We start from the raw sequence: 13,105 nt of genomic DNA on the forward strand, positions 1-13,105 counted from the left end.
GAGGAGCCGGCCTCCTGGGGTCTCGGGGGCCGGCCCGCGTCAACGTGTCAGTACTACCGCCCACACTCATGCACGCTTTCGGCACGCCGACCCATACTCACGCACCGTTTTGCTGCACGACCGCCCGGCTGTGATTCTCAGGCCACCTGCGCGAGTCGCGCACGGCGGTATTCCCGAGGCGAGCTCGCGAACTCGCGCTTGAAGGCGCGGCTGAAGTGCGCCGAGTCGGTGAATCCCCATTGATAAGCGATCTGAGTAATCGAGCGCTTGGTCAGGACCGGGCTGGCCAGCGCCTCGGCGCAGCGGGCCAGTCGGCGGCGCTGCACATAGCGACACACCGTTTCATCGTGCTGCTCGAACAGGCGGTAGAGCTGGCGCTCCGATATATGAAAGACGTGGGCCAGCCGCTGCGGGCCGATGTCCTCTTCGTGCAGATGCTGATCGATGAATTGCTGAACACAGGTGAAGAGCGTGCCATCGGCCTGCGCCAGAAACGAGGGTGTGAGGGCCTGGTGCTGGTGGATCGCCGGCAGCAGGGCCGCCAGGGACGCCAGGACCCCCTGGTCGCGTTCGTCGGTCGCGGCCAACGGCTCGCTCACGATGCGATTGACGATGAGCTGCAGAACCTGGCTGCTGGCGCAGTCTGCGGTGATCTTCATGAAGGGGATCGCGGTGTCGCCGAAGTGCCGGGCGATGTCACTGCGCGAGAGATGCAGGGAGTTTTGTTCGACCAGGCCGTGGGGCGTGATCTCGAAGGCCCTGGGGGAGTCCATCAGTACCATGTCGCCCGGGCGCAGCGTGATCTGGGTGTCGTTCTGCTCCAGGGTGGCGTGTCCCAGCTTCTGCACGACCAGAAAGCAGTGACGGTCCTCGTGGCAACGCTGGGCCTGGCTGCTGGTGATCTTTGCGGCGTTGGTGACGATATGGGCGATATCGATGCCGCCATTGGTGCGTGCCGAGATACTGCCTTGAAAGTTCAGGTGCTCTCTTGGCTTGGCATCGAAATTGCCACAAATCTGGCGAATGGCATCGAGCCAGACGTCGAACGATTGAGAGGTTGCATTCGTGGAGAGCATGGAGTCACCTTTTTCACTAACACACTAATTATTTTTGGGTTCTGAATAAAAAGATGCCTTGTCATCGCCACTTACGGGTCGAGCCAGCACGGGCTGGTCGCCGTGGCTGGCGGGCGACAACGAGATGCCATGGCCTCGAGCGCTGCGCTCGAAGGAGTCATTCGTGAACATCACCCTGCACCACTGTCGTGATGCTGCCGAGCAAGCCCTGCGCCTGGATGGCTGGCAGCAGGAGATCAGCCAGATCGAGGCGGGCCATTTTTCCGGTGAGATCGTCGATGTCGCCAGCCATTCGGTTCGCCTGTTTCGTGAAAGTGCCAATCTGAGCCTGTTCCAGCGCATGCATTTCCCCGAGTCCCAGTGGCATCTGGTGACGCCGATTCGCTGGCCCAGTGCGAGTCTGTTCGGTATCGATACCGTGACGCTATTGCCCCGCTGTGATCAGTTCTGGAGCGTGGTGCCCTCGAATTACGATCTGCTGGTGGTCTCCATTGACCGCAGCCGTCACGAATGGTTGGGGCGCGATGAGTATCGACTGCGACGACTCGAGGTATCCCCGGGGCTGTTGCACCAGGTCCGCGGGCAGTGGCAGTGGATGACCGACTACCTGAGCCAGCGCCCCGCCCATGAACCGATACCGCCGGCGCTGCAGCAGTCGCTGGTCCATCAGCTCGAAGAGAGCATCGACATGCTGCTCGGCAGCGATGTGCCCACCATCGAGCCGGATGCCAACAACTATCGGACCCGGCGCTATATCGTCGAACGCTGCCAGGCGCTGATCCAGAGTCGTCCGGAGGACCCGCCTTCGCTGATGGCACTCTGCGACCAGTTGAAGATCTCACGACGCACACTCCAATACAGCTTTCAGGCCGAGGTGGGGCAGTCGCCGGTGGCCTATCTGCGCGCGCTACGGCTCAATGCCGTGCGACGCAGCCTGCTTCAGGATCCGGCCCAGTACCTGGCGGACGCTGCTGCCGCGCAGGGCTTTTTCCACCAGAGCTATTTTTGCCGCGAATACCGGCGCCTGTTCCAGGAGTCACCCTCTGCGACTCGGGCCCGATTGCTCGAGTCGCCAAGTTGACGGCGTCCGTTGTCGTACAGCGCCTAGAATCGGCCGAATCGGTAGGGCGTTGGATCGATGAGCGGCGCCGAGTTCATGACGAGATCGGCCGCTAGCTGCCCCGCTGCCGGTGAGGTACCGAAACCATGGCCGGAGAAGCCGGTGGCCAGTGTCAGTCCCGGCACGCCCGGCACCGCATCGATGACCGGGTTCGAGTCCGGGGTGATGTCGATCATGCCCGCCCATGATTCCACTACGTTCATGTTCTCGAACACCGGCCAGGCCGCCGCCAGATTGCGGTACGCCTCCTGGTTGAGCCCCTCGTTGATCGCTGGGTCGATGGTGCGCGTGTGCTCGCGCTCGAACGGCGATCGCCCCTGCTTCCAGCGCCTGGGTAGTGTGAGATCCCGCCAGAAAGGCTTGCCCAGCGAGATCCGCAGCATCCCGCGCTGCGCGCGCAAGGCGCTCAAGTACTTGGCGCCGACCAGCAGGTGATCCAGCGTCAGCGGGGCATCCAGCGCGCCACGCTGGGTCACGATGAAACCACCATCCTTGTGCTTTCTGAACGAGAAATCCGGCCCGCCGACGGCCACATCGGTGGGGCCTTCCATGGCGCCGGTACGAAACACCGACAGGACCAGGGGGAGTGTCGGCAGGGAGATGCCGATATTGCCCAGAAAGCGGCGGGACCCCATGCCGCCGGCCAGCAGCACCTGATCGCAGCGGATCTCGCCGCGCTCGGTCACGACTCCGCTGACCCGGCCGCCAGCGCGGGTGATGTTGCGCACCGCGCAGTGTTCGACGATCACTGCGCCACGGGCGATGGCCGCGCGGGCGATGGCGCTGGAGGCAAGTGTCGGCTCGGCGCGGCCGTCGGACGGCGTGAAGATAGCACCGGCCCAGTCGCCACGACCGCCCGGCACCTGCGCGTCGATCTCGCGGGGGCTCAGCAGCCTGGAGTCCAGCGACAGCTCGGATACCGAGTCGAGCCAGGCCTCGTGCACGGCCAGCTGAGCGGGGGTGCGCGATAGAAACATGATCCCCGACTGGCGATAGCCGACGTCACTGCCGGTCCGCTCGGCCATGGTCGCCCACAGCGTGTCAGCGGCGAGTGCCAGCGGCACATCCTCGAGATGACGATTGGTCTTGCGAACCCAGCCCAGGTTACGCGAGGACTGCTCGCCGGCCAGCCGGCCCTTTTCCAGCACGACGACCGGCACACCGCGCTCGGCGAGCGTCAGCGCGGCGGTCAGACCGATAATGCCGCCACCGATGATGACCACGGTGGTGGCGTCGGGAAAATCCTTGGAGGTATCGACGGGTGCAATGGTTGGAGCCATGAAAGTGTCCTGGTCGATGAGTCGGCAAACCGGAGGCGGCCGGTCACTGCCAGCCACCTGTCGGGCGCCCGGATGGGGCGCGGACGAGCTCTCACTGTGCGGAGGTGTCGATCCGGTGGATCTCGGCGCTGCCGGCGCCGCGATAGGCGGTCACTTCCAGCTCGACCTTGTAGACCTCGGCACCCAGCGGCGGGCAAGTCACGGTGATGACCGGGTCGATGCCGCGCATGATCTCGCCGAACAGACCCATGACGGTGTTGGTGTCGGCCGGGTCCTGGATGAAGATTTTCGCGGATATGATGTCGGCAAGGCTGCTGTCGACCGCGGCAAGGCCGCGCTCGATATTGGCGAACACCTGCTTCAACTGCTCACCGACGTCGTCGGGAATCTGCTTGGTGGTCGGATGGCGTCCGGCGGTGTTGGAGACGAGGATCCAGTTGTCGACGGCTACCACGCGGGAGTAACTGGCGTGCTCTTCGAAGGGGGAACCGGTCTTGACCTTGGTGATGTGAGTCATGGTAGGGCGCTCATGTTGCAATCGACGAAAAAGGCGGACACCGGCCATACTGCCGATGCCCGCAAACGGGGGCCGTGTCGGCTCATTTCAGGGCAGGTTCATCCCACAGATTCAGCCGGACGCCGATGCCCTGTTCCACGGCCTTGCGGTAGATCACCGTCGCCCAGGCGACATCCTCGACCGGCATGCCGCCGACCGACATCATGATGATCTCGTCGTCGTTCCTGCGCCCCGGGCTATCGCCGGAGACGATCGCACCCAGGTCCTCCAGCGCGCTGGCATCGAGGGTGCCGGCGTGCAGCATGTCCATGAATTTCACGCCGATCAGCGGAATGGTGTGGTGCGCGGGCTTGGGCACTTCCTCGTACCAGGCCTCGTAAAGGCCGGTGTTGTCGAGCACCTTGCGGATCTCGGGCGCTTCCAGGCCTTCATCGAAGTTGGTCGGTGCCGGCATCGCCAGAAACGCACCGGGCTTGACCCACTCGCGCTTGACCAGGGGGTACTGGTCGGGGTCGCCGACTTCCCCGGAGGCGCAGTAGGTCACGATGTCGGAGTCGCGCACCACCGCTTCCGCCGTATCGACCACCTCGACGGTCAACTGCGGATAGTGCGTCTTGGCCCAGTCGATGAACTCGTTGACGCTCTTCTCGCTGCGACCCTTGACCTTGACGGTGTCGATGTCAGGGCACGTCGCCATGAACGCGGCGACGCTGGTGCGGCCCATCACGCCCGGGCCCAGAAGGCCGACGACACGGGAATCCTTGCGTGCCAGATGACGCGCGCCGACACCCGGCACCGCGCCGGTACGGTAGGCCGACAGCAGGTTGGCCGACATGTACGCCAGGGGCGCGGCGGTGTCCGGGTCGGTCAGCGTGAACATCAGAATGGAGCGGGGCAGGCCCTTGTCGCGGTTGGCGATGTTGGAGCCGTACCACTTCACGCCGGAGGTGCAGAAGCTGCCGCCCAGATAGGCCGGCATCGCCATCATGCGGCGGTCCGCGGTCGGTTTGGGCATGGTGGGGAAAGGCGACTCCTCCGGGAACATGATCATCGCGCCGTGCGAGTCATTGTTGGGGCCGGCCATACGGTAGTCACCGGTATGGAGAAGATGAAAGACCTCTTCCATGGTATCGACGCAGGCGGCCATATCGGTGACGCCGGCGCGGATCATGTCCTGCTCGGACAGGTAGATAAAATCGATCTTCGTATCGTTCATTGCTGACTCCGTCGCAATATTATTCTTGATATGCACGGACTCATATTGCGCACCCTCTGGAGCCAGCGTTAGCACAGATCGGCAACATATGCGTTTCCGCGCTGCCGGGTCGTTACCGGTCTCCTCATCAGCGATGCTCTCCCCATGCCGGGCGGGCATGCACCACCACGCAACGGCATTGGGCAGGCGAGCCGGCGCGGCGTTACCTTACGCCCAGCGGCGCCGGCACCCCGGCGCCCAGGCCGTTCGAACCCCCTGACTGAAGACGATACCCACCATGATGGCGACCCCGGATCTCGGCACTGACGCCGACACGATCCCCACCCGTGAAGAGAAGGACCTGCTGGGCGTGCTGCCCGTGCCCCAGAGCGCCTACTACGGCATCCAGACCCAGCGTGCGGTGGAGAACTTCCACCTGAGCGGCGTGCCTCTGGCGCACTACCCCAAGCTGGTGATCGCGCTGGCCATGGTCAAGCAGGCCGCGGCGGAGGCCAATCACGAGCTGGGCTATCTCGACGCCACCCGTCTGGAAGCGATCCGCCACGCCTGCCAGACGCTGATCGCCGGCGAGCACCACGATCAGTTCGTGGTCGACATGATCCAGGGCGGGGCGGGTACCTCGACCAACATGAACGCCAACGAGGTGATCGCCAATCTGGCACTCGAACACCTCGGCCACGCCAAGGGTGACTACGCGCACCTGCACCCCAACAACCACGTCAACATGGCGCAGTCGACCAACGACGCTTACCCCACCGCGATCCGCCTCGGTCTGCTGCTGGGCCACGATGCGCTGCTCGGCAGTCTGGCGCAGCTGCGCGATGCGCTGGCGGACAAGGGCGCGGCCTTCGCCGACGTGCTCAAGATGGGCCGCACCCAGCTGCAGGATGCGGTGCCGATGACGCTGGGCCAGGAGTTCAACGCCTTCGCCACCACCCTGGGCGAGGATCTGGGCCACCTGGAGGCGCAGATTCCGCGCCTGCTGTGCGAGGTCAACCTGGGTGGCACCGCCATCGGCACCGGGATCAACTCCGACCCGCGCTATCAGCGCCTGGCGGTGGAGCGCCTCGGCGCGATCAGCGGCCAGCCGCTGGTGCCGGCCCAGGACCTGATCGAAGCCACCTCCGACATGGGGGCGTTCGTGCTCTTCTCGGGCATGTTGAAGCGCCTGGCGGTGAAGCTCTCCAAGATCTGCAACGACCTGCGCCTGCTCTCCAGCGGGCCGCGTGCCGGCTTCAACGAGATCAATCTGCCGCCGCGCCAGCCCGGCAGCTCGATCATGCCCGGCAAGGTCAATCCGGTGATCCCCGAGGCGGTCAACCAGGTGGCGTTCGAGGTGATCGGCAACGACCTGGCGCTGACCATGGCCGCCGAGGGCGGGCAACTGCAGTTGAACGTGATGGAGCCGCTGATCGCCTACAAGCTGTTCGACTCCATCCGCCTGCTGACCCGCGCCATGCACATGCTGCGCGAGCACTGCATCGAGGGCATCACCGCCAACGAGGCCCACTGCCGCGAGATGGTGGAGCGCTCGATCGGGCTGGTCACCGCGCTCAACCCGCATATCGGCTACGACAACGCCACGCGCATCGCCCGCGAGGCGCTGGTCTCCGGCCGCGGCGTGCTGGAGCTGGTGCTGGAGGAGAACTTGCTCGATCAAGCCTCGCTTGCCGATATCCTGCGCCCGGAGAATATGATCGCGCCCAGGCTAGCGCCGCTGCGGGTCTAGGCTCTGTACGAAAACTACCTGCGCTCGGCAATACGGCGTTAAAAAATCGGCTCACTGAACAACGTTCAGAACGTCCGAAGGACGGCCCGAAGGGCGAGCGGAGCGAGTAAAATGCTCATTTACACCTCGTAAACTGGAGCGCCAGCCCGGTCCGTTTTCGCCGATTTTCGCCTTGGCTACGCGCCCCGGTCTGGCCTTCGCTCGCTGACTTTTCGTACAAACCCTGGGCAACGTCTATAAGAGGGGGCAGACAGAGAAGCCGCGACGGTCATGACCGTCGCGGCTTCCTTCAATGCGACAGCGTTGTCGAGGGACGAAGACAATCACCGTCGCCCCTCATTATCAATGCCGGGCAATGGATACTCGCCGCTGAACTACGTGGATAGCCGGAATCGGTTGTATCGAGTCAGACGGTTTTGCCAGGCCGTGCTTCAAGAGCCAGGCCGGGTCCGACTGTCAAAACGAACGCAACGCGCTCCTCCACGGACACTCGAGGCACTTCCACCGTCTGGTAACCCCACTCTGCGTACCAACGACTCATTCCCTCGAAGACTTGCACCGCATCCTCGAAGCTCTGGTCGCGCTCTGCATCGGTGCCGTAGATGTCCTCCCAGGGGGGCAGAAGGAACACGGTATTATGGTAGGGGAAGCGCTGGACAAGGTCGGTCGCCTCCTGTCGCGTCATGGCATGCGCCATATCCAGCATATACATCGCGTCCAGCACGCCGCGGTCAAAGAAGGTAACGCCCTCATGGGCCTGCGCTGCCCGGTGCTGCTCCATGTCCGAGGCCAGGATGTCCCGGGCGAAAGCGACCGGGTCCGGCCGGGGCGGCAGCCCCTGTGCCAATCTGGCCCGGATGATCCGCCGGGCAGCCTCCGGTGCAATGCGATATCCGCGTTCCTGCAGTGCGTTCAGCAATGTGGTCTTGCCGCCGCCGGGGCCCCCGGTGATCACGAAGGCGCTGTTCATCCCTGCTCTCCACTGTCGTGCTTTGATGGGATCTTCACTTTGCCGGCTTGCCCTCAATGATATCGGCCAGCAGGTCGATCAGGTTCTCGGGCTTGAAGGCTTGGCGTCCCTCGGCGTGCATCGCCTCCTGCGACCACCACTTCCATCGCTGGATGGTGGCCTTTTCCTCATCGGTCCAATCCGCCGCGAAAACCTGGGACGTCTTGGGGCAGCGCACCAGGTAATAACGTTCCCGCCACAACGCCGGCTGCGAGCGGGCAACGGCGAACACTGCTTCGCGCTCCATCACCAGCGGCCCGATCTCCTCGCGCAGCCCCGTCTCTTCGTACAGTTCCCGGCTGGCCGCCTGAAGATAGGACTCACCCGGTTTCAGTTCTCCGCCTGCCGTGGCCCAAAAAGCAGACGACGTATGTTCATCCTGGTATTGAAACAGCAACAAGGCACTCTGTTCGTTCACGAGCATCAATCTGGAGCAGTAACGCACTTCCATCGTTCACCACCGCTAACGGAAACAACACTTCAGGCAGCGCCTCTCATGCGCCGCCGGGCTCAGCAGGGCAGACTTCTCAAACAGAGACCACCGGGGGATATCGGCCGACAGCTACTGGATAGCTATCTGATGTGATATCGATCGATAGCTGTCGTCGTGCCGCCTCAACAAGGCCGTCTCAGCATCGGCGGTGCCACCAACGGCAGCACAACCGAAAAGAACAAAATCCACCCGGCCATACCGTCGACAACAGTGTCGACCACGGGATAACCCGTCTGTACGACACCCCTGAGAGGCCGCCCAATTCGGCCCATCATAGCCCATTGATTCCCATACCTTCTGTTTTCATCGGGCCTCTCTGACTGGCTAGAAGGCCACTTTGGCAAGCGAAAACCCGCGCTCGCGCGCTTGCACAGCGCCAAGGCCCGCAGCGTCACTCGCCCGTCCGGTTCCGCTGCGCGCCAGTGGCCCGGTCGTAGGTCAAGGCGGCCAGCAAGGCACCGGAAAGCCTGTCTCCATGCAGGAAAAACGGCATAAGTTATATTTCAAAAAGGTATAACGTTAGAACTTAAATGGCGTTATGCTGAGGAAGTCGCCCACCAAGGAGCCGTCATGCACACCTTCGCTATCTCCCGTGGTGATCGGGAACACGGCCGGCCCGATGTCGCCGGTTTCTTCGACCCGCGCACCTTCAGCGTCCAGTACGTCGTCAGTGACCCGGCCACGCGCCGCTGCGCGATCATCGATCCGGTGCTCGACTACGATGAAAAATCCGGGGCGACCGCGACCCACCACGCCGATGAGCTGCTCGCCTATATCGCCCGGGAAGGGCTCGAGGTGGCGTGGGTTCTGGATACCCACCCTCACGCCGATCACTTCTCCGCCGCGCGCTACCTGCACGACAAGACCGGCGCGCCGACGGCGATCGGCGCCCAGGTGGTCGAGGTCCAGGCGCTGTGGAAGCGCATCTACAACTGGCCGGCACTGCCCACCGATGGCAGCCAGTGGGATCGCCTGTTCAGCGATGGCGAGACCTTCACCCTGGGCGAACTGCCGGTACGGGTGATGCACTCGCCGGGGCATACCCTGGCCTCGGTCACCTATGTGATCGGCGACGCCGCTTTCGTCCACGACACCCTGTTCCAGCCCGACTTCGGCACCGCCCGGGCCGACTTCCCCGGGGGCAGCGCCCACCAGTTATGGCATTCGATTCAGGCGATTCTCGCCCTGCCCGATGACACCCGCCTATTCACCGGCCACGACTACATGCCCGACGGCCGCGAGCCGCAGTGGGAGAGCACGGTGCGCGAGCAGCGCCAGCACAACAAGCATCGCCTGGGCGAGAGCAGCGAGGCGGAGTACGTCGCACTGCGCCAGCAGCGCGATCACGAGCTGCCGATGCCCAAGCTGATCCTGCATGCGCTGCAGGTGAATGTGCGCGGCGGCCGTCTGCCGGAACCGGAAGAGAACGGCAAGCGCTACCTCAAGATCCCGCTGGATGCGCTGGAGGGCGCGGCCTGGGAGTGAGGTGGCCCGCTCGCTACGCCGCCCCATCGATATGACACAAGTACAGGCCGCAGGAGAGACAGCCTCATGAGTGAGACCCCAGACGCCTCGACGGCATCCACCACCCGGCACCATGATGTGGTGATCGTCGGCGGCGGTGCCGGTGGCATCGCCACCGCGGCGAGCCTGCATCGGCGCCAGTCCGATCTCGATATCGCCATCGTCGAGCCGGCGCAGGATCACTTCTATCAGCCCGGTTGGACGCTGGTCGGCGGTGGCGTCTTCACTCCGGAGCAGACGCGCCGTTCGATGCGCTCGGTAATGCCGGGCTTCGTCACCTGGCACCAGACCAGCGCCGAACGCCTGTTGCCGGAGTCCCGCCAGGTGGTACTGGGTGACGGTTCGACGCTCGGCTACCGGGCGCTGGTGGTGGCGCCGGGTCTGGAACTCGACTGGCAGGCGATCGAGGGGCTGGAGGAGAGCCTGGGCAGCCATGGCGTCACTTCCAACTACCGCTTCGATCTGGCGCCCTATACCTGGTCGCTGGTGCAGGGCATGCGCGGCGGCAAGGCGCTGTTCACCCAGCCGCCGATGCCGATCAAGTGTGCCGGGGCACCGCAGAAGGCGATGTATCTCGCCTGCCATGAGTGGGAAAAGCAGGACGTCCTGGGCGATATCGAGGTCAACTTCCACAACGCTGGCGGGGTGATGTTCGGCGTCCCGGACTTCGTGCCGGCGCTGGATGCCTACGTTCAGCGCTATGGCATCCACAAGCGGTTCCAGCAGGATCTCATCGCCGTGGACGGTACGGCCCAGAAAGCGCGCTTTCGCGTCACCGACGGTGAGTCCAGCGAGGAGATCGAGACCGATTTCGATATGCTCCACGTGGTGCCGCCCCAGCGCGCGCCACGGCTGGTGCGTGACTCGCCCCTGGCCAACGCCGGTGGCTGGCTCGATCTCGATGCCGAGACCCTTCAGCACAACCGTTACCCGGATGTCTTCGGTCTTGGCGATGCCAGCGGTACCAGCAACGCCAAGACCGCCGCCGCTGTGCGCAAGCAGGCGCCGGTGGTGGCGGACAACCTGCTGGCGGCACTTGATGGTAAGCCGATGCCTTCCGGCTATGCGGGGTATGGCGCCTGCCCGCTGACGGTGGAGCGCGGCCGGGTGGTGCTGGCGGAGTTCGGCTACGGCGGCCAGCTGCAGCCGACCTTTCCCGCCTGGCTCAACCAGGCCACCCGGCCGACCCGGCTCGGCTGGCACCTCAAGGCGCAGCAGTTGCCCTTCATCTACTGGCACCTGCTGCTCAAGGGGCGCGAGTGGCTGGCCAAGCCGCAGGCGCGGGGGTGAGCATGCGCAGGTTCCTGAGCCGGCGGCGGGCGGGTAGCGGAGCCGTGAGCGCATGACCCCGTTGCCTCGGCGCGGGTGGGCGCGCTGGCTGCCGATCCTCGACTGGGGGCGGCACTACCACGCCGGCCTGCTGGGCCAGGATCTGCTCGCCTCGATCATCGTCGCGCTGATGCTGATTCCGCAGGCGCTGGCCTACGCCATGCTCGCCGGTCTGCCGCCGGTGGTGGGGCTCTATGCCAGCCTGGTGCCGCTGGTGATCTACACCCTGCTCGGCAGCAGCGCGACGCTCTCGGTCGGCCCGATGGCGGTGGTCTCGCTGATGACCGCCGCGGCCCTGGCACCGGTCGCCCCCGCGGGGTCGGCGGCGTATATCGCCGCGGCGCTGGTGCTGGCGCTGCTCTCCGGGGCGATCCTGCTGATCATGGGGCTGTGTCGGTTGGGCTTTCTGGTCAACTTCCTGAGCCACCCGGTGATGACCGGCTTCGTCAGTGCCTCGGGGCTGCTGATCGCGGCGAGCCAGATCAAGTCGCTGCTCGGCATCGAGCTCTCCGGGGCCACGCTGCCGGCGCTGGCTCAGGCGCTGCCCGGGGCGCTACCGGGGCTGAGCCTGCCGACATTGCTGGTCGGGCTGGGCTCGCTGGCGCTGCTATGGGCGATCCGCCGCCACGGCAAGGCGCTGCTGGGGCGCTGTGGCGTACCCACGGGGGCGGCCGCCATGCTGGTCAAGCTGGGCCCGATCGTGACCATCGCGTTGGCCGCCGCCATCGCCGGCGGCGCCGGCTGGCTGGGCGGTGAGGTCGCGGTGATCGGCCCGATTCCCGCCGGGCTGCCGCCGCTGCGCCTGCCCGAGTGGGACCCGGCGCTGTGGCAATCGCTGCTGGGCTCGGCGGTGCTGATCAGCATCGTCGGCTACGTGGAGTCGGTCTCGGTGGCCCAGGCACTGGCGATGCGCCGCGGCGAGCGGGTCGACCCGGATCAGGAGCTGATCGGTCTGGGTGGTGCCAATCTGGCCGCGGCCTTCACCGGTGGCATGCCGATCACCGGCGGCTTCTCGCGCTCGGTGGTCAACTTCGATGCCGGTGCCCGCACCCCGGCGGCCAGCGCCTTCACCGCGGTGGGTATCGCCCTGGCCATGCTGTGCCTGTCGCCCTGGCTGGGCGTGCTGCCGCTGGCGACCCTGGCGGCGACGATCGTCATTGCCACCCTGTCGCTGATCGATCTGCCGGCGTTCGCGCGGGTCTGGCGCTACGCCCGCGGCGAGGGTGTGGCGATGACCGCCACCGCGCTGGCGACGCTGATCCTGGGCGTGGACGTGGGGATCGTGGTCGGCGTGGGCATGTCGCTGGCGCTGCATCTCTACGGCACCAGCCGGCCCCACAGCGCCGAGGTGGGTCGCATTCCGGGGACCGAGCACTTCCGCAACGTGCGCCGCCACGCGGTGGAGACCGATGCCGGAGTGGCCATTCTGCGGGTCGACGAGAGCCTCTATTTCGCCAACGTGCGCCATCTGGAAGATCTGGTCACCGCGGTGGTCAATCGCACGCCGCCGCCCCATGACCTGGTGCTGGCGTGCCAGGCGATCAACGTGATCGATGCCAGCGCGCTGGAGAGTCTCGAGTCGCTCAACCGACGCCTGCGCGAGCGCGGCATCGGGCTGCATCTGGCCGAAGTGAAGGGACCGGTGATGGATCGCTTGAGCCGTACCGAGCTGCTGGAGACGCTCAACGGCCGGGTCTTCCTGAGCACCTTCGACGCCTGGTGCGCTCTGCATGGTCGGGGTGCCGCACCCTTGAGTCATCCCTGTCTCGCCACGCCGGCAGCGACACATTCGGCGGCGGAGTGAAAGTGGCT

11 protein-coding genes are annotated in these 13,105 nt (G+C 65.2%); 5 read left to right on the plus strand and 6 right to left on the minus strand.

The window, feature by feature from the left end; translation table 11 throughout:
* Positions 1–137: 137 nt before the first annotated feature.
* Entirely contained in the window at positions 138–1,076 is a 939-nt protein-coding gene (gene feaR / locus DOM67_RS01630; RefSeq protein WP_110673926.1) for a transcriptional regulator FeaR, read from the minus strand.
* Between the two features lie 163 nt (positions 1,077–1,239).
* Here feaR and DOM67_RS01635 point away from each other — a divergent pair, with 163 nt between their 5' ends.
* The gene (locus DOM67_RS01635; RefSeq protein WP_157958766.1) at positions 1,240–2,157 is read left to right on the plus strand and encodes a helix-turn-helix domain-containing protein; all 918 of its coding nucleotides are present in this window, start codon (positions 1,240–1,242) and stop codon (positions 2,155–2,157) included.
* 23 nt (positions 2,158–2,180) lie between these two features.
* Here the strand turns inward: DOM67_RS01635 and DOM67_RS01640 are convergent, their stop codons facing one another.
* From DOM67_RS01640 to DOM67_RS01650, 3 genes are all read right to left on the minus strand, one after another.
* Entirely contained in the window at positions 2,181–3,476 is a 1,296-nt protein-coding gene (locus tag DOM67_RS01640; protein WP_110673928.1) for an FAD-binding oxidoreductase, read from the minus strand.
* A gap of 91 nt (positions 3,477–3,567) precedes the next feature.
* Complete coding sequence (locus tag DOM67_RS01645; RefSeq protein ID WP_110673929.1) at positions 3,568–3,993, minus strand: Rid family hydrolase; 426 nt, start codon at positions 3,991–3,993, stop codon at positions 3,568–3,570.
* An 82-nt stretch (positions 3,994–4,075) separates the two neighbouring features.
* Complete coding sequence (locus DOM67_RS01650; protein ID WP_110673930.1) at positions 4,076–5,209, minus strand: tyramine oxidase subunit B; 1,134 nt, start codon at positions 5,207–5,209, stop codon at positions 4,076–4,078.
* Positions 5,210–5,486: 277 nt separating this feature from the next.
* Here DOM67_RS01650 and DOM67_RS01655 point away from each other — a divergent pair, with 277 nt between their 5' ends.
* A complete protein-coding gene (locus DOM67_RS01655; protein WP_232825101.1) occupies positions 5,487–6,938 on the plus strand; it encodes an aspartate ammonia-lyase in 1,452 nt (483 codons plus the stop codon).
* A 406-nt stretch (positions 6,939–7,344) separates the two neighbouring features.
* Here the strand turns inward: DOM67_RS01655 and DOM67_RS01660 are convergent, their stop codons facing one another.
* Complete coding sequence (locus tag DOM67_RS01660) at positions 7,345–7,908, minus strand: AAA family ATPase (RefSeq protein ID WP_110673931.1); 564 nt, start codon at positions 7,906–7,908, stop codon at positions 7,345–7,347.
* Between the two features lie 34 nt (positions 7,909–7,942).
* A complete protein-coding gene (locus DOM67_RS01665) occupies positions 7,943–8,398 on the minus strand; it encodes an NUDIX domain-containing protein (RefSeq protein ID WP_110673932.1) in 456 nt (151 codons plus the stop codon).
* Between the two features lie 612 nt (positions 8,399–9,010).
* Here DOM67_RS01665 and DOM67_RS01670 point away from each other — a divergent pair.
* The 3 genes from DOM67_RS01670 (at position 9,011) to sulP (ending at position 13,097) form a co-directional block, all read left to right on the plus strand.
* The gene (locus tag DOM67_RS01670) at positions 9,011–9,925 is read left to right on the plus strand and encodes an MBL fold metallo-hydrolase (RefSeq protein WP_110673933.1); all 915 of its coding nucleotides are present in this window, start codon (positions 9,011–9,013) and stop codon (positions 9,923–9,925) included.
* A 66-nt stretch (positions 9,926–9,991) separates the two neighbouring features.
* Positions 9,992–11,254, plus strand: a complete 1,263-nt coding sequence (locus tag DOM67_RS01675; RefSeq protein WP_110673934.1) for an FAD/NAD(P)-binding oxidoreductase — start codon at positions 9,992–9,994, stop codon at positions 11,252–11,254.
* A 52-nt stretch (positions 11,255–11,306) separates the two neighbouring features.
* Positions 11,307–13,097: a sulfate permease gene (sulP, locus tag DOM67_RS01680; protein ID WP_110673935.1), complete on the plus strand. Its 1,791-nt coding sequence runs from the start codon at positions 11,307–11,309 to the stop codon at positions 13,095–13,097.
* The last annotated feature ends 8 nt before the right edge of the window (positions 13,098–13,105 follow it).

The sequence above is a fragment of the Salinicola sp. RZ23 genome, from assembly GCF_003206675.1.
Classification (GTDB): domain Bacteria; phylum Pseudomonadota; class Gammaproteobacteria; order Pseudomonadales; family Halomonadaceae; genus Salinicola; species Salinicola endophyticus.

Coding starts and splice junctions, on each gene's coding strand:
- feaR (WP_110673926.1), bottom strand. CDS start 1,076: ATGCTCTCCACGAATGCAACCTCTCAATCGTTCGACGTCTGGCTCGAT.
- DOM67_RS01640 (WP_110673928.1), bottom strand. CDS start 3,476: ATGGCTCCAACCATTGCACCCGTCGATACCTCCAAGGATTTTCCCGAC.
- DOM67_RS01645 (WP_110673929.1), bottom strand. CDS start 3,993: ATGACTCACATCACCAAGGTCAAGACCGGTTCCCCCTTCGAAGAGCAC.
- DOM67_RS01650 (WP_110673930.1), bottom strand. CDS start 5,209: ATGAACGATACGAAGATCGATTTTATCTACCTGTCCGAGCAGGACATG.
- DOM67_RS01655 (WP_232825101.1), top strand. CDS start 5,487: ATGATGGCGACCCCGGATCTCGGCACTGACGCCGACACGATCCCCACC.
- DOM67_RS01660 (WP_110673931.1), bottom strand. CDS start 7,908: ATGAACAGCGCCTTCGTGATCACCGGGGGCCCCGGCGGCGGCAAGACC.
- DOM67_RS01665 (WP_110673932.1), bottom strand. CDS start 8,398: ATGGAAGTGCGTTACTGCTCCAGATTGATGCTCGTGAACGAACAGAGT.
- DOM67_RS01670 (WP_110673933.1), top strand. CDS start 9,011: ATGCACACCTTCGCTATCTCCCGTGGTGATCGGGAACACGGCCGGCCC.
- DOM67_RS01675 (WP_110673934.1), top strand. CDS start 9,992: ATGAGTGAGACCCCAGACGCCTCGACGGCATCCACCACCCGGCACCAT.
- sulP (WP_110673935.1), top strand. CDS start 11,307: ATGACCCCGTTGCCTCGGCGCGGGTGGGCGCGCTGGCTGCCGATCCTC.